The sequence below is a fragment of the Candidatus Zixiibacteriota bacterium genome, from assembly GCA_029860345.1.
Classification (GTDB): domain Bacteria; phylum Zixibacteria; class MSB-5A5; order GN15; family FEB-12; genus JAJRTA01.
This window is the reverse complement of the sequence record JAOUBJ010000005.1, coordinates 48,295-72,342: the sequence shown is the minus strand read 5'-3', so window position 1 is coordinate 72,342 and position 24,048 is coordinate 48,295. Positions and strand designations below refer to the sequence as shown.

At 54.0% G+C, this 24,048-nt stretch carries 14 protein-coding genes and 1 tRNA gene; 5 read left to right on the top strand and 10 right to left on the bottom strand.

Annotated features, from left to right (window positions below; genetic code table 11):
* The first annotated feature begins 279 nt into the window (after nucleotides 1-279).
* Nucleotides 280-969, top strand: a complete 690-nt coding sequence (locus OEV49_06830) for a hypothetical protein (GenBank protein MDH3890782.1) — start codon at nucleotides 280-282, stop codon at nucleotides 967-969.
* Between the two features lie 40 nt (nucleotides 970-1,009).
* Here OEV49_06830 and OEV49_06825 read toward each other — a convergent pair whose 3' ends face one another.
* Complete coding sequence (locus tag OEV49_06825) at nucleotides 1,010-1,471, bottom strand: hypothetical protein (protein ID MDH3890781.1); 462 nt, start codon at nucleotides 1,469-1,471, stop codon at nucleotides 1,010-1,012.
* A gap of 404 nt (nucleotides 1,472-1,875) precedes the next feature.
* On the opposite strand from OEV49_06825, the gene OEV49_06820 reads away from it, so the two are divergent.
* Nucleotides 1,876-2,163, top strand: coding sequence for an FG-GAP-like repeat-containing protein (locus OEV49_06820; GenBank protein MDH3890780.1), 288 nt, complete (start codon nucleotides 1,876-1,878; stop codon nucleotides 2,161-2,163).
* Here OEV49_06820 and OEV49_06815 read toward each other — a convergent pair.
* Both OEV49_06815 and OEV49_06810 read right to left on the bottom strand, forming a co-directional pair.
* A complete protein-coding gene (locus OEV49_06815; GenBank protein ID MDH3890779.1) occupies nucleotides 2,147-2,833 on the bottom strand; it encodes a uridine kinase in 687 nt (228 codons plus the stop codon). The two genes, OEV49_06820 and OEV49_06815, sit on opposite strands and share 17 nt — an antisense overlap.
* Nucleotides 2,834-3,241: 408 nt before the next feature.
* Nucleotides 3,242-4,696, bottom strand: a complete 1,455-nt coding sequence (locus tag OEV49_06810; protein ID MDH3890778.1) for an MFS transporter — start codon at nucleotides 4,694-4,696, stop codon at nucleotides 3,242-3,244.
* 803 nt (nucleotides 4,697-5,499) lie between these two features.
* On the opposite strand from OEV49_06810, the gene OEV49_06805 reads away from it, so the two are divergent.
* Nucleotides 5,500-8,316, top strand: coding sequence for a protein kinase (locus OEV49_06805; GenBank protein ID MDH3890777.1), 2,817 nt, complete (start codon nucleotides 5,500-5,502; stop codon nucleotides 8,314-8,316).
* 353 nt (nucleotides 8,317-8,669) lie between these two features.
* On the opposite strand, the gene OEV49_06800 is transcribed toward OEV49_06805, so the two are convergent.
* Complete coding sequence (locus OEV49_06800) at nucleotides 8,670-10,481, bottom strand: hypothetical protein (protein ID MDH3890776.1); 1,812 nt, start codon at nucleotides 10,479-10,481, stop codon at nucleotides 8,670-8,672.
* Between the two features lie 152 nt (nucleotides 10,482-10,633).
* Nucleotides 10,634-11,113, bottom strand: a complete 480-nt coding sequence (locus OEV49_06795; GenBank protein MDH3890775.1) for a hypothetical protein — start codon at nucleotides 11,111-11,113, stop codon at nucleotides 10,634-10,636.
* A 456-nt stretch (nucleotides 11,114-11,569) separates the two neighbouring features.
* Here OEV49_06795 and OEV49_06790 point away from each other — a divergent pair, with 456 nt between their 5' ends.
* Nucleotides 11,570-12,943 (top strand): hypothetical protein, encoded by a 1,374-nt coding sequence (locus OEV49_06790; protein MDH3890774.1) that lies wholly within the window; start codon nucleotides 11,570-11,572, stop codon nucleotides 12,941-12,943.
* A gap of 139 nt (nucleotides 12,944-13,082) precedes the next feature.
* On the opposite strand, the gene OEV49_06785 is transcribed toward OEV49_06790, so the two are convergent.
* Nucleotides 13,083-13,154 (bottom strand) — tRNA-Glu (locus tag OEV49_06785).
* Nucleotides 13,155-14,357: 1,203 nt separating this feature from the next.
* Here OEV49_06785 and OEV49_06780 point away from each other — a divergent pair.
* Nucleotides 14,358-16,883 carry an AAA family ATPase gene (locus tag OEV49_06780; GenBank protein ID MDH3890773.1) on the top strand — a complete coding sequence of 842 codons (2,526 nt, stop codon included), beginning with the start codon at nucleotides 14,358-14,360 and terminating at the stop codon, nucleotides 16,881-16,883.
* Between the two features lie 101 nt (nucleotides 16,884-16,984).
* Here OEV49_06780 and OEV49_06775 read toward each other — a convergent pair whose 3' ends face one another.
* From OEV49_06775 to OEV49_06760, 4 genes are all read right to left on the bottom strand, one after another.
* Nucleotides 16,985-17,497, bottom strand: a complete 513-nt coding sequence (locus OEV49_06775; GenBank protein MDH3890772.1) for a hypothetical protein — start codon at nucleotides 17,495-17,497, stop codon at nucleotides 16,985-16,987.
* 218 nt (nucleotides 17,498-17,715) lie between these two features.
* Entirely contained in the window at nucleotides 17,716-21,087 is a 3,372-nt protein-coding gene (locus OEV49_06770) for a BamA/TamA family outer membrane protein (protein ID MDH3890771.1), read from the bottom strand.
* 125 nt (nucleotides 21,088-21,212) lie between these two features.
* Nucleotides 21,213-22,472, bottom strand: a complete 1,260-nt coding sequence (murA, locus tag OEV49_06765) for a UDP-N-acetylglucosamine 1-carboxyvinyltransferase (GenBank protein ID MDH3890770.1) — start codon at nucleotides 22,470-22,472, stop codon at nucleotides 21,213-21,215.
* A 346-nt stretch (nucleotides 22,473-22,818) separates the two neighbouring features.
* Nucleotides 22,819-23,703, bottom strand: coding sequence for a hypothetical protein (locus tag OEV49_06760; protein MDH3890769.1), 885 nt, complete (start codon nucleotides 23,701-23,703; stop codon nucleotides 22,819-22,821).
* Nucleotides 23,704-24,048 lie beyond the last annotated feature (345 nt).

Sequence of the window (24,048 nt, the reverse complement as noted above, 5' to 3'; positions counted from 1 at the left end):
GCGCTTCGCGCGGCATTGAATGTAAGTGCGTCTTGACTCCGTCATGCTGAGCGCAGTCGAAGCATGAACTCAAGTAGGGTGGGTCCGTCCTCGCCTGCGCGCCGCGGCGTGGACCCGCCAAGTCAGTCACCTTGAGCGCAGTCAAAAGTGATTTATTACTCAGGACCCTTGTGGTCCTGACTTTCTTGTCTGTATGTACACAGACATTCAATTGAACGTGACTCACTCAAGCCACGTCTTTATATTGGACTCGCTTGTGGACAAAGCAGGGTAAGGTATATGAGGACATTCTGTAGCTTTATCACATACAGTTGCTTGGCGATTGCCCTTACGTCGGCCACCGTCGAAACATCGACGGGGATAAGAGAGTCATGGCTTGTGGAGATTAGAGTGGACGATGATTGTCGCATTTGGTGGAACACACGGTTTGTAAAACCTGACAACCTGCCCAAGCTTCTGCCGCCGGATTCACTGAACGCTGCTTCTTCAGTGTACGTTGTCGATTTCAATGCTCTATTCGGTCTGGTAGAGAGTCTTATACGACAAGAGCCAAAACGCCTGATCCTACTCTCCATCCACCCTGACGCTCACTATATTTGCGCGGACAACGTTCTAGCCGTGCTGGCTATGGTACAGAACGAGTACAATGATCTCACCGCTCGTCGTCTGCAAATGTCTGTTGATTCCTTGTCGGGCGGCAACAGGCTTTCTCTACGCTACGGAATTGAGAAATGGAGTTCACGGGACGACCGAATTCTATCGGCGGCAATGAACTCCTGTGGACTTGTCGACAGTCTTGCGGTGACGCTACCAGTGAAGCAGACTTTCGAGTATCAACGAAAAGCCGGACATTGGAAGGACAGAAGCGCTCACATGTACGGATTTGACATTCTACTCATCCCCCCTCCGACGCGTCCATCAGCCGACGATTCCCTGGAGAATCCACTACTGAAGTATGTAGAACCCTGAACAATAACTGGCCGCTTCGAAGTCGGCCCCGCCCTACTTTCTACCCAATCGTATCCAGATCATCCTCAAGCATCTTTTTCGACTCAGCGTCGGTGATAGCCTCGGCCTGTTTGCGTGCCTGAGCTAGATGCTCGTGCATCATGCCGGTGTCACCGGCCACCTTGGCGGCACGGGCCAGTGCTTCGTGAGCGTAGGCGATGAAAAACGGTTCGGCATCTTTGGCGTTGTCAAGGCTAAGCTGTCCGTACTTGCGCGCCGGATGGTCACGGCCCAATAGGGCGTAGATGCGTGATGTCTGCCAATAACCAATCGACATATTCTTGGGCGTACAGTCCTCACGTTGTGTCCAGTGCCACAGTGAGGCCTGGTTGAGGGCGATCATCTCCTGGTCTTCTACCGGTGTGCGGTTCTCTTTGTCTATCAGGCCCCAGGCCGAGTTGAAACAGTGTGCTGAGAAATACTTGTGAGCGGCCTTCAGGTCAAAAGTCGGCTCGTTCGGCATTGTTATCTCCTTGTGGGTTGTTTTGTGCTTTCTTCCGATGCGCCCAATCTAACATCTGTTTCATGGATCGACAATGGAAATGTAGTCGTTCGTGGATTCCGATCATCTGGGCGCACCTTTCGACTTCGCTCCGGGTGATGTTGGTTCTTTCAAAGTCCCCTCTTGAGAGGGGATTTAGGGGTGTGTTATTGGCTCATTGTGGCGAAGAACACACACCGCCCAGCGGGCACCCCTCTCGAGTGGGAAAGAACGCCTTCGACTGTGCTCAGCATGACATGACCAACGCGCGTAGCGCGAAAAAGTGATTTATCACCGCGTAGCGCGAAAAAGTGATTTATCACCGCGTAGCGCGAAAAAGTGGCTTGCCACTGTTTCATGGATCGACAATGGAAATGTAGTCGTTCATGGACTCCGATCAGGAACTACACGGAACGCGAAGGGCTCGTCTGGGTGTCGGCGATTTGAACGGTGACGGCCACTCGGATGCGGTAGTATCCAATCTCGGCTTGCCCAACCAGGCCTGGATCAATGACGGCTCGGGAGAATTGATCGACATTGGCATGCGTCTGGGTGGTGGAGCCACCAATGCCGGTGTCTCGTTGGGTGACCTCGATGGCGACGGCGACCTGGACCTGTTTATATCCAATTTCGGAGGTGGAGCCAACGAGGTCTGGTTTAATCTGAGTCGGTAGGTCGGCGCCTTCCGCGCACAATTGAAGCATCTTCCGGGATGTTATTGTTCACTATGACGTCGGCTCTGCTCTTTGGCTGCGCTTGTTGTAGGTAGAGTCTCTGGCCCGGCACATACCGGTTGAAATACCTGGCGCGAACATCATCGGCGGATCCAAAAAGATGTTGGTCGCGCTGTGCCGCACGCTGGACCGAAACGTCGAAGCCCACATCGACGAACAGAGAAAAATCCCAGCATTCGATCAGCTCAGGTCTCAGTAGAAAGACGCCATCGAACAGTAAAATTGCACCGTCCGGCGCCGACTTCTTCTCTGATACAACTTCAGCGTCGGTGCGAAAATCGAAACCGGCCTGGACATACTGTCCGTCGCCGACAGGTCCGAGCGGAGTCAGCAGTGATGACCTCAACATGTCATAGTTGAAGGAGTCGTGATAGTAACCTTGGGGGGAGTCGGCCCCTCTACCATAGCGCATGCTTCGTGGGTTGTGGAAGCCGTCGATTGAAGCCCTGATGACCGACCGACCTTTGGCCTCAAGGGGTGTCACCAGTTCGTCGGCCAGCGTTGTTTTTCCCGAGGCATCGACACCATCGATAGCCACGCGCACGGTGTGAGACCGTTTCACGATGTTGATCATCTCGGCGAGTTGTTCGATTAGTTTTGGACGCGGCATTTATTCAAGCCTGTTTCTCGCGCATCGCGGTGATAAACCACTTTCTTCTTATCCCCTCTTGAGAGGGGTGCCCCGCCGACGGCGGGGCGGGGTGTGTTCCGACTCAGACAGAAGCATCTGTGGCCGTCTCAAACTTGTTTGGGGCGGCGGGCAAGCATCTCATTCCCTTGTCATGCCGGACTTGATCCGGCATCCAGTTCGGGATTCGAAGACTGGATTCTGGCCTTCGCCAGAATGACACAGATAAACCTGCTTCTCATGTTTCTCACATTTGTAGCCTCACCCTTCGACTTCGCTCAGAGTGAGGTCCTGCCGCCCATGCCTCGACTGCGCTCGGCATGACAGTTGGCGCGCGAAGGGCGAGAAAGCCATTTATGGCCTAAGAAGCGCAAGAAACCCATTTATCGGTTACACATCCGAGGCTTCGTATTTCTTCACCCATTTTGCATAGACCAGCATCAGCAAGGCCGACGCTACCCCGATAGCCGCAAACTGGTACCACAATTCATACGGGTGGTAGGCCGTCCAAAGCATGTCGGTCGCCTCCTGGTGGGTCATGCCGGTAACCTCGACCAATTTGTTCATGGCCTCGGTGCGGTCGATTCCGGTGATGCCGTTGTTGTCGGCCATATATCTAATGGCCAGGTTGGCTTTGTCCCCCATGTCATCATAGACCTGTCCGGCAAACCACGACCCCAAGCCCCAACCGATCCCCTGCGGGATATTGGCGTAACCCATGTATAGGCCCTTCTTGCCTTCCGGGGCGATGACACCAAGGTATTCATTCATTTTCGGCGAGGAAAGCATCTCGCCGACGGAGAAAATCAAAATTCCCAATAAGCAAAGGTAACCACTGGTAGTAAACCCGGCTGCCACCAGACCGACCGAGGCAATCGAAATCCCGATAAACATCGAGTGCACCCGACGCATCCGCGAAACGAGAAAATTGATGTAGACCACGGCCAGAATTATCAGTCCGGCGTTGGCGTTGATCAACCACTCCTGAGTGATTTGCGCACCGCGTAATGAGTCGCGTTGCAGCATGAAGTCCGGTATTCTGAGATCAGCCACCAGTTTTGATGAGTCTACCCAATCAACGATGAAGTTCGGCAGCATGTCAAACAGTTGCATGAACATCAGCCAGAAGCCGGACATTATAAACACGAAAACGATCAATCTCAGATTGAAAAAGTTTTTGATGGTGATCCACAAGACCTTTAGAGGATCACCTACCTGTTCGCCGCCGGCCGGTGGGTCCTTGTAGGTGAGCAACATCAGGAAATTGAGCGAGACTATGGCCGCACAGCCGTAGAAAACAGCCGGCCACGAGATTCCATACAGGAAATGTGCCAGCGGGGGGCCCAGAAAGGCGCCGATATTCACCAGCATATAAAACGTTCCCCAGCCCACCGACGAGTTCTTTTTGGTGAGGGCGGAGCACATGGTGGCCTGAACACCCGGTTTGAAAATCGCCGTGCCCAAAGCCAGTGTGCAGCATCCGATCAGGAACGGCCAGAATTCGGTCTGGGTGGCCATCAGCAGGTAGCCGACGATTTTGATGACTATCGAGGCCGCGATCGTCTTCTTGTATCCATATCGATCTGCAAAGCCGCCCGAAATCATCGGCGTGAGCGATTGAAACAGCGCCCACAGAAGGAAGATGAGACCTTTATCCGACTGCGAAAAGTGCAGCCCGCCGATGGCGTCGGCCTGGGCTATGTAGATGGGGATGACCACACGCACGCCGTAATAGGCGAGTCGTTCGAACATCTCCATGATGTTCACCATCCAAAACGGACGGCTCATGGAGAAAAACTGCGAGCGGAGACTTTCGCCGGTACCGGCGCCGGATGCATTCGACATGGGTTGTCCTCTTCTGTGGCGTTGTCTTTGTCCGCCAAGAAAGCAGATTCTGCGTCTTTAGTCAACGTCCAAACATCCGGCGCACAGACTACAGAAACGGTTTGACATTCGCATGCGAAGGATTATATTATCGCCGAAGACAAAGACTGTTTACTCACCGCCAGGCTCGATCCCACACGTCGAGCGCATTCGTTGAAGTTGCTACAGGGTCCAAGTGTTGATTCGAGTTTGAAAAAGATGTATCAGATAACGATGCACCAATGAACAGAGTTAAAGTTCCCCGGCGTTGTCCTTTTGTTACGAAAGGGTCTCAGGAAGACAGCGTCGATCCTGGGCGGATTCTTGATCCGCCCTTTTTTTTGTCCATGCTTTCATTGCGCCGGGTGTTGACATCGATCTAATCGAGGTTGCGCCCCGCCGACCTGGCCGCCGGTGGATGGTGGTTGGCCGCCTCACCCCCAGAGGCTGTGTCATAATGTGGTTTCGCAGGGTCCTGACCACGCACCAGACGTGGTTGTGACCCTGCGACTCTCACTAAGGTATTGGGTATGAGCAGCCTTGGAATCCTCCGGTTCACACGCTCGCCTACGGCGAACGCAGGAACCAGAGGAACTTGCCGTCACAAACAAACGGACTACCCGGACCGGGGTTGACAATAGTTTCCTCATGTCTATAACTTGCAACATTCCGGGCACAATCGAACCGGCAAATTGTTTATTGTGGTGAAGATAGACCAATACTATCTTTACTTGCGGTTGTGTTAAGGCCGAGACAGAAGATGAAAAGGCGGAGGTGTCCGTTCGATGTCCAATGAGGCAGGCGATGATCGTACCCAGTCGGTGACAATACTGGCGCCGGGCGCTGTCATTTCACAGTACAAACTGACCAGGAAACTGGGCGTAGGCGGCATGGGGGAGGTTTTCCTGGCCACCGACACTAAGTTGCAGCGGGACGTGGCCTTAAAGTTCCTTTCGCCCGATTTTGCCGCCGACGAGAGTTTTCGAAGGCGTTTCATGCGTGAGGCCCAGACCGCGGCGCGGCTGAATCATCCCAATGTCGTGACAATCTACGATGTCGCCGATCAGGACAATCGGGTATTTATAGCCATGGAGGCGGTCGAGGGGAAGGAGTTGAGGGAGGTCATGGATCAGGGGCCGATGCCGGTGGATCAGGCGGTGGCTATCTGCACTCAAATCTGCGACGGCCTGGCCGCCGCCCATGCTGCCGGGTTGGTTCACCGTGATATCAAGCCTGCCAATATCCTGATCGACAATTCACAACGAGTGCGCATCCTCGATTTCGGATTGGCCAAGGAGCCGGGCGACAATCAACTCACTCAGGTGGGTCAGGCGGTCGGAACGGTGCAGTACATGTCACCGGAGCAGGGGCAGGGCATTGATGTTGACTCTCGCAGCGATATTTTTTCAGTCGGGATTGTCTTCTATGAGATGGTGACGGGCAAACTGCCCTTCAAAAAAGACAACATGCCGGCCACCATCCACTCGATAGTCCACGAAGATCCGGCGCCGCCTTCGACGATAATGCCGGGTCTTCCGTCGTCGCTGGATAACATCATCAAACGGTGCCTGCAGAAGGCCACCACCGATCGCTACCCGAGCATCAACGACTTTGCCATTGCCCTTCGTGAAGTGGCCGGTTTTTCCGCACCCACTCAGATCACCTCAATTCAACCGCCTCCGCAGCAGCAGACGTCGCGTGGTCTGGCTGTTCTGCCACTGAAGAATCTGGGACCGGCCGACGATGAGTTCCTGGCCTATGGTATTACCGAAGATCTGATTGTAGACCTCTCGCGTATCGGCTCAATGCGTATTACGCCGATGCGGTCGGTGCTCAAATACAAGGACTCCGACGACGATCTGGAAGAAATCGCGGCCAGGTTGAAAGTCGGTATGGTGCTTGATGGTTCCATTCAACGAACCGAAACGGCGGTCAGAGTGTCCGTGCAGTTGATAGAGATTTCCACCGGTGATGCCCTCTGGGCCGAACGGTGGGAGGAGCAGGCCGGGAATCTACCGCAGATAAAGCGAGCCCTGGCCGAGGGTATTAGTAAAGCCCTCCAGGTCAGGACTACGGTGATCCACGATGCGCAAATCGGAGTCCCCGAAGCTGAAGATGCGCACGCCTATGAGAGCTACCTCAAAGGCAAATACACATTCGACCACAAGAAGGATACCTCAGACATTATAGCGGCTCAGAAGTTGTACCGTCAGGCTCTTGAGAAGGAACCGACTTTGCTGGCCGCCCGGGCCGGAATAGCCGAGGTGTTGATACATCAAGCAGACTTCACAGAAGCGGAGACCGAATTGAAATCCGCTCTGGAGCAGGCTCAGGGAAAGGACCAGGCGGCTGAAAAAGCCAACCTTTTGCATCTTTTGGCGCAACTTCATATCGGTCGCTCCAGTTGGGAAGAAGCCTGGGCAGTGGGTGAGCAAGCTCTGCAAATCCGACGTGAGAGCGGTGATCTGGCTGGTGAAGCTGAGATACTCGGTACTTTGATATCGGTCCTGCAACCGCAGGCAAAATACGACGAGTTGTTGCTACTGTTTGATCGGGTGCTGGAGATCAGTCGCGAACTTGATGATGAAGAGAAAACCGCCGAGGCGCTCAAAAACATGGGCGTTGCCTACTCGCGTCAGGGTGAGTACGACCGGGCACTGGATCTCTACGACGAAGCGCTTGAAGTAGCTCGCAAGCAGGGGAATCTCTCACTGCAGGCTGCTTGTCTGTCGAATATCGGCAATGTCTATTACTTTCAGGCCGAGATCGAGATGGCCCTCAAGTACTATAATGAAGCGTTGGACATCAACCAACGTCTGGGCGACACGGCCGGCGAGGCCAGACAAAACCTCAATACCGGGCTGATCCAGCTTCAGCGCGGTATGTACCACGAGGGGCTCAGGCTGTTCCAACTGGCCGCCGAGACTTTCGAGGCGCTGGGCGATCAGAGCAATCTTGCTCTCACCCTTTGCAACATCAGCCAGCTCACGCTTACTCTTGGCGACAACGAAAACGGACTCAAGACCGCCCAACGCGCCCTGAGCATGGCCGAGGAGATTCAACATCCGCTGACCAGCTGCGCCGCCCATCATCGCCTCGGCGCGGTGTATTTCGTGATGGAAGACTCAGACAAAGCTATCGAACATTACGAAGCCGCTTTGGACATCGCGACTGAAGGCAACATGAGCCGGAACATGGCCCATTTGCATCTGGACATCGCAGAGATTTACTACCATGTCGAAGACAATAAGTCATGTGCCAGTCATGTCAAGCAGGCCCAGAGTATCTCGCGCGAGATCGGTGACAAGTCGGGTAGGGACCTGGTGGCATCTTATCTGGCTGCTCTGTCGGTCAGGGATGGGTTGTACCATTCCGGAATTCGGCAGCTTCAGACGGTGCGACGCAAGGTGCAGGAAAGCGCCGATTTCGAGTTGAAGTTGCACGTTGAAGTATTGCTGGGCGAGTCGCTCTGTCGTGGTCCTGAGGCGGATCAGGCGGAAGGACTCAAAACCCTCGAAGCAGCTCTTACCTCGGCCCGCCAGCGTGAGATCCAGCCGCAAGTCAAACAGATATCAAGTTTGATTGCACGCTTTACATCATAAGCGCCAATCTTATCTCTGTCACCCCCGCGAAGGCGGGGGTCCATCTTTCGACGGAGTGGATTCCCGCTTTCGCGGGAATGACACCCATAAATGGGTCCTTCGCGCTCCGCGCGCCCACCCTGTCACCCCGAGCGGAGTCGAGGGGCGACATTTATGCGGCGCATGAGGACATACGCCGCGCACGTATAGGCGGCGCACGCCTGTGCCCGCGTGATCTTCAGATCCCGTGGGTCTTGTGGCCGAGTCAGAAGACTCGACCACCACTATATATTACATTAATCTGGGGAATTCACAGGGTCTCAACTCAGCCTTCGGCAAAGTCGAGACCCTGCGAAACAGACGGGGTTGAGCCTCTATTCACCACCCTTGGCCATTGTCGACCCACCAGAAGACTTCAACTGAGCCTCCAGCAACATCCTTTCAGCTTCTATAGCATCAGCGCGCGCTTTGGCCGCACGAAGTTCCAGTTCGCGCAAGTCAACTTGATAGTGCGCAGTCGAGCCTTCACTTTGCACCGGTGAAGCCATGTCGAATTCGTTCAGATCCTCATTGGATACGATGGCATTAACCGAACCATACGAAGTCGGCAGGTACGACGCGGTCAGGTATGAGTTGGCCATAGACGTAATCGCGTCGAGATCGTTGTCAGGATGGGCGAGACCTTCAAGCTCGAAATCGTATGTTCCGGCCGGTTTGAAGAATACCCGCTCCACCGTCATGGACCTGTATGCGACCTTGTTGGGTCCATCATAGTGTCCCGCGCCGGCCAGCGCCGAATACGGCAGGTCCAATGTCCCGCCCGGACTTTCCGATATCTGAAGGTAGGCGCGATTGGGTCCGGCCGTCCCCGAAGTCTTCAGCGTGGTGCCGCCGCGAATAATGATGTAGCCGGATGACGGTGTGCTGATTGAGATCGTCACTATGCCGTCAGTATTGGCTTTATATTGGGCGAGAACAACTTCATCGGCGTATCGTGACGAGGCCAGACCGGGTTCGTCGAGAATCTCAGGCGATGCAATAGACGACTCCGGTAGATTGACCGAGCCGTCCCCGGTGGCCCCGGCCACTTCGAGCAGACCCAACGGCGAGGAGGTTCCGATGCCCACACCGCCGCCGGCTCTGATGATAAACTGATCGTCGGCGGTCGTGAAGAAATCTTCCTCGGTCCAGTCGGCCCAGACAAAGGACCCATTGTGCAGCGCTTTGGCACGGTATCCGGCAGCGAAAGAGTAGTCACCGGCTGCCTCGTTGAACTGACCACCCGGGATTACCGAGTAGGCGCCGCTGACATCGTTGGTGCTGCCGCCGGAGATGGTGCCGCCTTCGCCGCTGACTGAGTTGTTGTAGCCACCGGCGATAACCGAACTGGTGCCGGTGGTGACGTTGGCCGAGCCACCGCCAATCGTGGATGAATCGCCGTCGGCTGTGTTCTCAAACCCCAACACGGTGGTCTCTTCGCCCGATGAACTGTTCTCGCCCATCGTAATCTGACCGACACCGACAATGTCGCCGTTGGGTAGCACCTGCAATGTGGTATCCAGTTCGTTAAGCCCAAACAGTGTTACGCCGCCGGCTCGCATCTCGACTTTTTTGGTAGAGGTAAAGTCGCCGTTTTTGGAGTCAGCCGGCTCGTAAATGGCCATCGATGCGCCGTCGTCGAACGAGAGTTTGATATAATTGGGCGTGGCGTTCGGACCAGCCGGCGAAGGAGGACCAAAGGCAATCGTCTCGTCGGAGTATATCGTCAACTCACCGGTCAGGCTGCCGCTCTTGGCGCCATCGACCGTGGAAATTCGGTGAGCATAGGCGACCGAGGCAAGCTGGGTCCGAGGTGACAGCACCTGCGTGCCGACAGTGATCTCAAGGTAACGCTCTTCACCTTTGAAGACGCTGTCTACCAGCGGTTCAACCGAGCCGAGCAGGACGTTGAAGAAACCATCGGCTACATAGACGCTCGATTGCGTTTCACTCCACACGGCAGCGCCGCCGGTGGCAATCGGGTATATCTCGAAGGCGATTTCGTAAGTTCCATCGGCAACCGAGGCACCGGCGCCGTCTTCCAACCGACCCTGATAGCTCAATAGTTTCGGAGCCTCGGCCTGAATGGTGCTGCCGAGGGCGAAGATTGTCACGATTGTTAATAGTATGGCTTTAGTGAAACGCATTTGAATGTCTCCAATATGTTTGACAAGACTCTATTCTATGAGCACAATTGTATCGCGTTGTTTGCGGGTCCAGATACGGATATTTTGGCTCAATATACTCCATATTTACGTCAAAAGAAAGGCCGCGTTTATGCGACTACTTACTGCACACTCTATGGACACGGCGGCGGTGCCGGTCCACCCAGAAAGATAAAGTCGACCAGATAGACCAGGTCGGCGACATTGAGTTCGGTCACGAAGTCGCCATCGGTGTCGGCTTCTTCGAAACAGATCGGCGTGGGTCCACCGGTGAACATGAAGTCCACCATGTAGATTACATCCGAGATGTCGATATTATCTCCCGGATCATAATCCACATTGCCGCGAATGGCGCCAATACAGCAACTGGCCGTCTCGAAATCCTGCCAGTATCCCTGTCTCAAGCTGATGCCTTCGCCGGAGATGTTTCCGGCCGCGGTTTGACCGGCTGTGCCGCGAAGGAAGTAATCGGCCGAACTGCTTACCGTGCCGCCGCCGGGCGTTACCTGCCAGTTGATCTCTTCGTTATTCGTGTCCGCCACAACGCTGTCAATCGCACCGGCCAGGGGCAATAGTACAAGCGCTGCGGCCAAAGCAATTAAGTTTCTTCTCATTTAATATCCCTGACGTTTTGTTTGTCGTAGCTCTGTCAAACTGTTGGCCGGCGCGGCATGATGTGTACTGCCTGAATCGTTACTGCCCGGCTCACAAAAGAAACAGTATCTATCGTAGGCCAAACGTATCCAGTTTGCGTTCTGTTGGTGTTTATTTTTGGGGGTATGGGGGGGAGGCGAAGAGTTTGTTCTGGCCGCTGGCTGATTGCGCTAGAACCAAATTCGGTAATATCTACACGCACCAAGCACTGGTCTAGGGGGAAGGGTGCGATAAATAGCCTTGCACATTCCAAGGCTATCGCCGTCCTTACTTGTGGATAGCAGGAATTGCATCTTTGACAGTCAGTTTGGTTGGAGGCCGCAAGTTAAGAGGTTGTGGTGAAACGTACTTTACTATCAGTGTCATTAGTGGGTGTGTGTTTGTCTTGGTATACAGGGTGTTCGGGGGATGTGACATTGATAACGACGGAGAAGCCTGTTGCATACATTACGTCTGGTGCTGCAAACAGTGAAGCTCACGAAGCAGCCCTGTGGCTCGGTGGTGAATTGCTTGCACGACAGGGCTTGTATGATTCGCTAACCAAGGATTTCGAATTGCTTAGATCGCGATTCGGTGATTCGATACCTTGTGTCAACACACGGTTTCATCTCCCATGGAAGCCAAGCATGCTGATAATGGGAATCGATCATCCCGTGGAGATGAGGTCCTACGAATGGAACGGTATTACGATTGAGGTAGATTCAGTATATGACAGCCCATACTCCGGGGGCTGGTTCTTGGCGCACTTCAACACCGCTGATTCGGCCCTTCTTAACTCAAATCTCTTGGTAGATACTTACGGTCTGGATTCCATTCCGGATGTACGGTGGATTCAGCCCAACGGCCACGCGCACCTGGACCTGTATCCCAGCATCCACATCCTGATTCACGAAGACAATGACGCAAGGTACTTTTTTGTTTCGAACTCGTGTAGTCCGGCCAGACTCGGTTTCCGAATCGAAGGTGACTCAGCGGTCTATCTGGGTGAAGACCACCATAATGACACGTCTACACACGATTACTGGCATGAGTTTCTGGTGGCTGCAGGAGAACAGTATGGAGTGTTTCGGACGTGGATTGCGGACACTACCCCGCCGGTGTATGCTTGCGATACAATAAGTTTGGATTTTCCGGAATTCGAGATTTACGAAGGGAGTGAAGAGGCCAGAGGTGCTGCGCTGCTCTTATCTGGTAGCCTCATAGCTCCAAAGGACCTGCATGACCGGATCGCCGCTGATCTGCAATGGATCAGAGAGAACTGGCCCGACTCGCTGGCATCAATTGACAGTGTAGAGTACCGATGGCCATGGTACGGATCTGGATTCAAGTTGGCGCCAGCCGATATTACAATGCTAAGTTCCAGAAACAGTCCCGCCTATTGGCCTTTCAGGTGTATATCAGAGCACTTCGGTGGTTTTAGCAGTTCAGCAACAACCGGATGGATTTTTGTCCGCAAGGGAACCAGGCACGGCCATTTCCACCCAGCTCGGCTGATGGACGCCTTTTCACAGCTTCCGGGCATCACAAGTATGGAGTCCATCAACGTGCGTCAAGCCGGCAATGACATCTATGTTGAACAAAATCCAATTTCTCTGAAGTACTACTTTCACGTAGGATCGATTCCACCCCATGGACTCCCAGAGAATCAGAAGTTCTACTACTTTCTGTCAAACGGGGAGGAAATCCGTTTAGTCGGTAGTTACTCTTCAATTGGAGACGAACCCGATTGGATGGAATCTCTGAGAACCGCAAGAGATCACAAATACAGACGCATTGTGTGGACAAGGTGAGTTCATCTTTAGTGATGGACGGATACCACACTGAGCGACCCCAGCTGATGCAAGTGGAACTCCAAACAAAAAAAGCGGTGGCAGGACCAACCACCTCAGTCCTGCCACCTGGTTCGCTTAGCGCGACCATGCTGGCTTTTAGCGGTACGGGGAATCGAACCCCGGCTTGGTGGCTGAGAACCACCCGTCCTAACCACTAGACGATACCGCCAACATGCGCAAAGCTAAAAAAGCAACGAAGCAATATATCAGCTTTACAGGCCAAGTCAAGTAAGATAACCTCGTTACACCACAACAAGTTACGGTTGGCGCTATCGCAAGTTGTGGCCGCTCAACGATTTGATAATTGTCACAAATCTCGCGCTAATTTCACTTTTTTGAGATTATTTCGAGCGGCGACATGGCAGGCCGACAGCCATTATGGCAGGTTTGGCCTTGGCCACCTGAAAAACACTCATAAATGGGTATTTTACCCTTCGCGGTGATAAATCACGTTGTGATAAATCACGTTGTGATAAATCACGTTGTGATGAATCACGTTGTGATAAACCACGCTGTGATAAACCGCTTTTTAGGTCGAGAATTGTGTCGGGCGAGGTCGCCCAACACCACTCTAACAACTGCCTATACAGGTGTTGCACTTCGTTTGTGAGTTTAGGGAATCCAGACTGAGCCAAGTGTGTCATTCTGGTGCAGGCCAGAATCCAGCCTTTTCACGCAAGACGGGATTCCTGATTTCGCGGGATTGGCAGGGGTACAAAGATGCGCGTAGCGCAAGAAAGCGATTTATCGCCTGGATTCCGGGTCAAAGCCCGGAATGACGAGGGATGAGATTGCCGCGTCGCTCAAACGGGAGCGCCCCTCGACTCCGCTCGGGGTGACACGGTCAAGCCGTGGGTGACACATTTGGCGGGTTCACGCCGCGGCGCGCAGGCGAAGCCGGACCCGCCCTACCAAAGACAGTGGTCGGCGGAGGCAAGCCCCGCCACTACGCGATAAGCGGTGACCGGGGGAAGACAAGCCCTGCCGCTACGCGATAAGCTGGAGCACCCCTCGACTCCGCTCGGGGTGACACGGTCAAGCCGTGGGTGACACAGGCAAGCCTGTTTCTCGCGCTTCGCGCGCGCAGTGATGAACCATTTCCGTGCGTGGTGTACGTCCTCGTGCGCCACGATGTCAGGGGGCAGACGAGGATGTCTGCCGCACACCTAAGTCCGGCGTACCATCGATCCTTCACATTAATAATGAAAATGACGGCGCCGTTCTTTGCTTTCAGGATGCTACGTGCCGGTATTTGACGTATACATTGGTGACAACTCGCTTTCCGATGACGCGGAGTGAGCTTTTTTTTGTACTCTCAGAGGCCGTAGTGCTGTTTATTGTACCTTTGTAGAAACGCGGTAACGGAGGTTATATGCCCAAAGCGACTAAGACAAAAGCGAAGACAATACGCGAACTAAAAACCAAAGATCTGGATTACAGGATCAGTTGGAAGCCGACCGGCGTCAAGACTTCCGATGATGTCGACCCCTGCTGTGGTATTATCGGCCAGCAACGGGCCGTTGACGCCATACGGACCGGCCTGAATGTAAAAAGTGAAGGTTATAACATCTTTGTCACCGGCCTGACCGGCACCGGCCGAACGACGACGATCAAACGTCTCTTGGAACAACTTGATCATGATCGACCGGGCCTTCAGGATGTATGCTACGCCAACAATTTCAAGAATGAAGATTGTCCTCGGGTCTTGATAATGAATGCCGGTGACGGTCGACGATTCAAGAAAGATATGTCGTACCTGATCAGCTCGGTGCGCAAGGCGGTGCCGCAGATATTCCTTGCCGATGACTACAAAGACAAGCACTCGCGGATTACTCGTGAGTTCGAAAACCGGCAAAAGGACTTGATCCGTGGTTTCGAGGATAAACTGACTCAGGCCGGATTCGTGATGGTACAGGTCCAATCCGGTATCGGCGTCCGTAACGAGATTCAGCCGTTGATAGATGATGAACCTTCCTCACTGGATAAACTGGAACAGCTTTCGCGTGAGGGAAAATTCCCCCTGCCGCGGCTTGATGAACTACGCAGGCTGTGGGATCGGTTACGCCGAGAGTTCGACGTAACCTCGACAGAATCCAAGAAACTGACCAACAAGTTGGAGGTGGCGCTGGAGAAGCTGGACTCCGGAGCCATTTCACCGTTGGTGACCGACAAAGTCAACTTGCTCAAGAAGCGTTTCCCTTCTGATAAGGTAGTCGCTTACCTGGATGAGGTGCAGGAGGCGCTGTTGTCCGATCTGGATCGTTTCCGTGAGGCGCGACCTCGCCGTGGTGAAGAAGAAGCGCCGCCGTATCGCAAACGTGAACCGTTTGAAGAGTTCTCGATCAATGTCGTGCTGGACAACTCGGAGGCCGAAACGGTGCCGATTGTCATTGAGATGTCGCCGTCTTATAAAAACCTGTTTGGCTCACTTGAGCGCGTAGTTGATCGGTTCGGGTACTGGCGCACCGACTTTACGAGGATTTTCTCAGGTTCGATTTTGCAGGCATCAGGCGGCTTCCTGGTGATGAACGCCATGGATGTACTCACCGAGCCGGGTGTGTGGGTTCATCTGAAACGAGCCATTCGCAATAACAACATCGAGATCACCGGATATGACCCGTTTTTTAACATGGCCGGATCGGGAATCAAACCGGAGCCGATACCGCTCGATGTCAAGGTAGTGTTGATCGGCGAACCGAATATATACCATCTGTTGTGGCGGGCCGATGATGACTTCAAGAAAGTCTTCAAGATCAAGGCCGAATTCGACAGCGTCATGCCGTTCAACAAGCGAAACACCCACGAGTACTACCGATTCACCAGAAGATTGGTCGAGAATGAGCAACTGATGCCGTTCGACATCTCGGGGATGCAGGCGGTGGCCGAGTATGGACGCCGTGTCGCCGGTCGACGAGATAAACTGACAACCCGTTTCGCAACAATCTCAGACATCGTTCGGGAAGCGTCGTTCCTGGCCAGTCAGCGTAAGGCGTCCAAAGCTTCACGCGATGATGTCGAGAATGCCGTCAAGGAACGCCGCACGCGCGTTAATCTGGTCGAAGACAAAATCCAGGAAATGATAGACACCAATTCCCTGATGGTTTCCACCACCGGTAAAGTTGTGGGACAGATCAACGGACTTTCGGTCTACAACATCGGAGATTACGCTTTCGGGCGCCCAACTCGCATCACGGTGAGCACTTCAATGGGCAAATCCGGTGTGATCAACATAGAACGCGAGGCGGACTTGTCGGGACCTATTCACAACAAAGGTGTGCTGGTTCTGGGTGGCTATCTCAGGGAGACCTTTGCTCAGGACAAGCCGCTGGTAATGTCGGCCTCAATTTCGTTCGAACAATCATACTCCGGGGTCGACGGCGACTCGGCATCGTCGACTGAGATTTACGCTATTCTGTCGTCATTGTCCGGCATCCCTATCCGTCAGGACCTGGCCGTCACCGGTTCGGTGAACCAGAAAGGGGAGATTCAACCGATCGGCGGCATAAACGAAAAGGTGGAAGGATTCTACGATGTGTGCTCAAGCCGCGGGCTCACCGGAACGCAGGGTTGCGTAATACCTCATCAGAACGCAAGCGACCTGCTGCTTCGTTCCGACGTACTGGCGGCCGTTGCCAAAGGGAAGTTCCACATCTATCCCATTAAGACCATTGCGCAGGGGATCGAGATTCTCACCGATACGGCGGCCGGTCGCCGTCTGGCCAGCGGGAGGTTCACAAAAGGATCCGTCATGGCAACCGTTGACGAGAAGCTGTACGACATGGCCCTTGCTCTGCAGAACTTCGGACGTGTTTCAAACAACGACACAGCTAAAGCGGAGAAAACCCGGCGAACCACCAAGACTGAATCGTCATCGCGAAAGAAACGTCGTCGCCCATAACAACTCACATAAGCCATCCGAATAGTGTGTTGCACCATGAGATGATAGGTTAGATGGGATGCATCTTTGGCCGAGCCCGGCCGGATCGTACTGGTACCTTGTCAACAGAAGCTGCGTGCAATCATGCATGCACCGTGAACGACTCGTGCATGATGCGTAATAAAAGATGCACGACATGCAACTTTTTTCCTTGACATATATTCAAAAAAAAACTTTTGTGTATAACGAAACCCAAACCTTGGAGGAGTTTCTATGCGCAAAGCTAAGAAAGCAACCAAAAAGAAGGCTGCGCCAAAGAGAAAGCCCGCCAAAAAGAAAGCTGCACCGAAGCGGAAAGTGGCAAAGAAGAAAGCCGCTCCGAAGAGGAAGGTAGCTAAGAAGAAGGCGGCTCCGAAGAAGAAGAAGGCAGCGACCAAGAAGGTCCGCTGTGCAGGCAAGACCAAAGCCGGCAAGAAGTGCAAACGCTTCACTAACGGCAAAGCCAAAATGTGCTCCGTGCATAAACGGTAATAGGTTGCGTCAGCTTCCGAAAAACGCGGCTCCATATCGGAGTCGCGTTTTTCTTTGAGAAGCAGAAAGTGGTTTTGTTCGTCATGCCGGATTCGATCCGGCATCCAGTTCTGTATTCGAAGACTGGATACCGGCCTATAACAGTATTACCCGATCGGCGGTGTGTGGTGAACGTGCTGACGCAGGCAAGCCTGTGTTTCGCGTTGCGCGCGATGGGCGTGCACAGTCTCTCCTTCGGCGAACGCAGGAAATGCCGGAACTTACTGTATGTGGATCATGTGCGGACGCAGACGTTCGTCGCTCTCAGGCAGCATCCGTCAGATCAGAAATCGGCACCCATCGAGAAGTAAAAGGTCGGTTTGTCCGACACGGAGTAGAAATCCGTTGACCAGGCAATATCGTAACGCAGCAGTATGAAACCCAGGTTGGCACGCATCCCGAAGCCGAAACCTGTCTTGAGGTCAAGCAGGCGCTTCTCGCTCCCCCTGCCCCCCAAGGTGCTGTCGGCAGGGAGGCCGCCATGAGTTGTTCCCGCCTTGAAGTTACTGCCTTCCCATGCGGACCCCATGTCCAGGAAGATGGCGCCGCCGACCCGACTGATGGTGAGAGCCAGCGGAAAGCGCATGGCAAAGTAATCGATCATGGGATATCTGAATTCGATGTTTATCAGGCCATAGCGGTCACCGGCAAGACTATAATAGTCAATGCCTCGCAATGGCGTAACGACATCCGCAAAGTACAGGTTTTCCACTTCGTAGACTTTGGCATCAAGAGTAGTGTTGCCGATCCAGTTGGTAGTTCCTCCCAGAAAGTACAACTTGGGGGTGCGGCCGTTTGAGGCGCCACCGGAAGCCCGGAAGGCCAGGGAATAGAGGCCGCCGAAATGCCAATACTGGCGAAAATCGAACTCCGCCGAGTAGAACTCGACATCTCGCGAATCGAAGAGGTTGAGGCCGCTGCCGATAGTGACCTTGGCGCGACGTCCGTTCAAGGGACCGGTCAGACCCCAGATTATGTTGTCGGTGACATAGGAGAACTCGGCCGTTGTAACCTTGCTGCTGCGATTGGATAGAGTATCGTCAGCCTCGTGATGCTCTCGGTCGATGAAAAACTGCGAGGCTGTCAATTCCAGTCGATCGAAGATCGAAAAAGGCCGACTGGTGAACACCTGGAAGCCATAGAAGCGGTCGGAGAAAAGATTATCCGCCGGGTCCAGATAGAAATTCTTACTGTGAAACAGACCCACGCCATAATTGATGCGCCTCTTGCTGTTCACATAGTAGCCGAGCACGTTTGACTGATCGATAGTGTTGACCAGGTCGGTGGCAACCAGAATCTGGTGATTACCCAGATAATCTGAAAACAGAAACACTGTCTGGCCACGCAAGCCGAAGAACGTATCGTACCCGAATCCGCCACCGACATAGTCGGGCGTGAATTTAACTTTGTACTGCTGGATGTTATAGTCGCCCGATGATGAAGGCGGTGCGATTGAATCGAAAGAAGGTGGTTCCTCCACCACCACGGTCTTGCGAACATCTGAGCTATCACCCTCAACATCAAACATAAACGGATCAAGCGGATCACCGGACCGGCCGTCTGAGACATGAACGTATTCCTCGTCGTAGATACCGGATTCGGTGATGACTTCATCGTCCTCCTTGCCGTCGGCGGTCTGCGAACTGTCGGCTTCCGTACTTACGGGAGTTGCCATGGTGGAATCGAACGGTTGCTGGTCGCCTGAGGCGGCGGCTTGATCATCCGAGAGGTTTTCGTCCGGGTCCAGAGAAGCCAGCATGGGTTGTTCGCCCGGCTCGTCTTCAACGTCCGCCAACGCGGAATCGACCGATTCTTCCGATTGGTCGAAAGTGAACAGACTATTGTCACCCTGTGCAAAGGCTGTCGGCGTCAGTGTGCCGTTGTCGCCGACCGGGACTATTTCGTCCAGAATGAAAACGTCAAAGGCGCCCTGGTTGAATGCTTCAAAGGCCAGTTTCTTACCATCGGGCGACCATGAGACGTAATCGATCCCCGAAAGGATGTTGGTGACTGGATAGACGCGGTCGGAATCGGTGTATGCGACATAGATATTGTCTATCCCACTGCGGCCCGAAATAAACGCAATCTTGCTGCCGTCAGGTGATACCGTGGGAACCGTGTTGGGACCCGCACCGACATCAACGGCCGTGACCTCTCGGTTGGATAGATCGATCTCATTGAGATTGTACCATCCATAGACAAAATCACCCGGCATAAAAGCACCGGCTGTTACGTATTCATGTTCCTCACCGGTGACGACCTCGCTTTGCGGGTGAGGTCGATCGGACGTAAAGAGAATCCTGTCCGATTCGGGGTACCAACTCGGATCGACGTCGTCATAGCGGTCATTCATCAGTCTGTCGAGTTGATCGGTCTGAGGGTAATACACGAATATGTCGCGCTCATTCTCCTTGAGGGCTGAGAAGGCGATTTTCTCACCATCGGGTGACCAGGCCGGCGAAAGGAGGTTGTAAAAGTCGAACCGTTTTTTCTTGTAGACCCGGTTTCTGAGCAGATCATAAAAGAACAGAGACTCTTTGCCATGCGACTTGGCAACGAACACCAGTTTGGTACCGTCCGGCGAAAACGAAATACCGGAGACGTATGCATGCAGCGACTCCAGATCGCCGTTGCGGGAACTCTTGACCAACCGATCAAGAATCTTGCCGTCATCGGCCGAGATCAGGACGATCTCGGTAAAGTCTGAACCGTCGGTGAACATGGCGATCTTATCCCCCTCCGGGGAGAAGACCGGTTTTTCGTTGAAATAAGAACCGTCCTTGCGCGCCTTGGTCAATTTGGTACCGATCTCCTCGGCTTCCTGGCGCAAGGCTATCTCGGGCCAATAGCGCCGTTTCATCTCTCGCGAGAACTCCTCCCAGAGTTTTTCCTGATCTATACCGATTGACTTTTTGAGGGCTTTGTTAATGGATAGGTAGATTTTTCCTTTGCGGAAAATATCGGCCAGTTTTTTCTCGCCGTACTTGTCGGCGATGTACTTCACCAGGGCCTGACCTTCGCGGTAGGCATTGTAGCCATTGAGATACATGGGCGGCAAAAGGTAGCCGTTGATGGTGGCATCGCGCACCCACATGTCAGAAGCGGCATCCCAGCCGTGGCGTGAGGAATACTCGGCAAATCCTTCGGCCAGCCACAACGGCATTTGGAAGAGGCGACGGCGTGACACCAGGGCTGAGAAGGCGTTGCCGTAAAGCAGGTCGAATGTCATGGCGTGCGTCAGTTCATGATGCAGAACATGACGAAAATCTTCGTATGAACCGTTGAACGGTGTCACCACGCGGTTCTTGAAGACCTCCGTAAAGCCGCCCGTTCCCTCGCCGATGAGCGATGGCAGGATATTGGTTTGCTGGAAATCGTTGTGTGAGTTGTAGAGAAAGACCGGTACCCGGCGCTGAATCTTGTAGTTAAGCTCCTTGCTGACCTCAACGTATGATGACTCAAGCACGGTTGCGGCAAACTTGGCCGTCGGGTAGGCTTCTTCATAGAAGTGGATATCAAAATGGCGCGTTTGAATGTAGCTCCACTCGAAGTCCTTGTACCTGACTTTGTTTTTGCCGAAATAAGTCTCCTGGGCATTGACCCCAACATAGGCCAGGCCGATGATAAACAACGCTGCTATTCTGTATCTTTTCATTATGTCACCCGTGGCTATTGGCCGAGCTCCTCAGTCATCACACTATTATAACGAGTAAGAAGGCCTTTCGGTTCAATACTGTGACGGCAAAACCATCAGGACTGAGTACGCACCGGCCCTTCAAACTAACTCATTCTCTTAATATCGGCGCCAATAGCCGAAAGCTTTTCCTCTATGGCAAAGTAACCGCGGTCAACATGATACACTCTGAGCACTTCGGACTTGCCTTTTGCGGCCAGGGCGGCCAGTACGATGCCTGCTCCGGCTCTGATATCTGAAGCCATTACCTCTGCTCCGGTCAGGCCGGGTACGCCGTGGATAATGGCTTCATCGCCGGATACCGTGATTTCCGCGCCGAGCCTGCGCATCTCCATGGTGTGCGTGAACCGATCGGGAAATACCGTCTCCCTGACCTGCGAGGTACCGTCGGCCACGCAAGTTGCCGCCATCAAGGCCGCCTGTAAATCGGTTGGAAAACCGGGGTAGGGAAAGGTAGTGACCGAGACCGGTTTGAGTTTTCGGGGACCGGCCACTTTCAGGAAATTGCGTCCGGTTTCGATTTTGCACCCCATTTCCAATAGTTTGTGAGTGACCATAGTGAGATGATCGGAATCGATACCGGCAACTTTCACCCGGCCGCCGGTGATGGCTGCTGCGATCATGTATGTGCCGGCCACCAGCCGGTCGCCGGAGACCTTGTGGTCGACTGCTTTGAGGCGACGCACCGGTTCAATTACAATTGTAGGCGTCCCGGCGCCTCTTATTTTGGCCCCGGCTTTGTTCAAGAACCGGGCCACATCAACAATCTCCGGGTCACAAGCGGCGTTGGCGATGGTGGTCCTGTCTTTGGCGAACATGGCCGCGAACATGACGTTTTCGGTACCGGTGTGCGACGGCCTATCGAAGTAGATCGAGCCACCGGCCAGCGGCTTGCCTTTGGCCGTGATGTAACCGCCTTTTTCGGTAACGCGGGCGCCCATCTTTTTGAACGCTTTGATGTGAAAATCGACCGGGCGCGCACCTAACACGCAGCCACCCGGCAGCGACACGCGTGCTTCGCCCAGTCTGGCCAGTAAGGGACCCAACACCAAAAAAGATGCTCGCATTTGACGCATCAGTTCGTATGGCGCTGTGTTTTGATCGCAGTTTTCTGCGTTGATGGTCATCACATGAGCTTTGGCATTGTAACTGATCTTCGCCCCGAGGTATTCCATCACTGTTATGACCGACCCGATATCTCTCAGCGGGGGTACGTTGCGGATTACGGACTCTCCCTTTTCGATCAAGAGTGATCCCACGATAATGGGCAAAGCTGCGTTTTTGGATCCTTCGACTTTGAGTTCCCCTTTGAGGCGTTTGGCGCCGTTGATTACAAACTTGTCCATGCCGTCACTTTCTGAGTTGTTTGAATCCGGGCCGACCATTTGAGTCGGCGAACATCATTTCGTGCATAGTGGAATCTGCAGTTTTGGTCTTCCAAATCAAAGTTTTAACTCTCGTTAGCTCGGTGGGTTATATAGCTCACTCACACACATCCTTCATGCCACAACCGGTAGCCTGTTGAGGTGGGTCCTGTCCGCCGCGGCGGACGCAAGCGAATCCGTGTGACCCGCCGCCGCTGTCCAACATAGGGTCAAGCGCCGGGTCACAACCCCCGCTATCGCGGGGTTCAGGACCCGACACAACGTAAGCTGGACCTATCAACAAGGCAATGTGAGACGCACACATCTTTCATGTTCCCCTCGATTCAGCCAGTTTAAGGCGCATTTGAATATCCTGTGAGGTCATAGGTTGAGGCCGTTTCTGTTGAGAGTCGCCACGCCGGCCGCCACCTCGGCCGCCGCGCCCGCCAAATCCACCGCCGGTCGGTGGACTCCGTTTGAGACCGGCTGGGCCTGGCAGGTCCGGGTTCAGACCCCGTCCTTCGCCTCCCCAGGCAGCGCCGATTCTGATTGTTTGTCCCGGCACGGCGGCCAGTCCGTAGGATCGCATCGCACTTTCGTGCAAGGGCAGGCTGAATTCGTAGGTGAAAAAGCCTTCGTCCAAACTGTAAGCGGCGGCCGGACCGGTGGACCCGTCAAGTGGAATCTCCATCTCGACAATCCTGTCTCTCACGAAACAGGTGAGACTCGCCCCACCCGTGTCGGGTGTCATGAATTCCGGCTCGCGGTCGAATTCGCGGTGTTGCATTCTACCGGTCATGGAACTCATTTCCTCGCGTGTGGGACCACCGCGATACCGAATCACGAAATCCCTCTCCTGGTTGCCTTGAGCGTTTACCCAGAAGGTCAAGCCGCTACGGCGAATCACCGAAGCCAGCCGGGGGTCACGAGTTCGCAATAGTATATTGAGTCGCGAGCTATCATTGGCAAAAGCCACCGAAGCTTCGCTCTCCTCGAGGAAGTGGCTGGTGACACCCTTCCAGTCCGGAGTTTGACCGTCGATGAGCATGGGCGCCGTTGCCCAACTGCTGTTGAGTTCGATTTTCTTGCAGGATGTTGTCAAGACCAGGCCGGCCACCATGCCGATCAGGGCCAAGCCGATAGGGGAGCGGGTTCTGTTCCCGGTCGATTGCAGACCAGCCATTCGCGCCTCTCTATATGGGTTGTCGTTCATACTTTGCGGACCTTTCCAAAACGTGTGCTTCAATCACTCATAATCTTAGACCATCTGACAGGGAAAACGATTAATGGAAAGAGGGGATTTCATAGCGCAGGGCCGGGGCTTGTCTCCGGCCAAGCATCTATCGGGCGACACAAGGCCGCCCGCTACGCGGTGTTGTGAGTTCCGGCAGGGTGACCCGGGACGTTCATCCTGGTTTCCGTGCGTGGTGTACGTCCTCGTGCGCCACGATGGTGCCGCGGGTGGCCCGGACGTTCGTCCGGGTTTCAAAAGATTCTTGTGCCTGGTGTACGAGCCTTCAACCGTAGGTCGGGGTTCCCTGCGGGCCTGCAGTGTGTC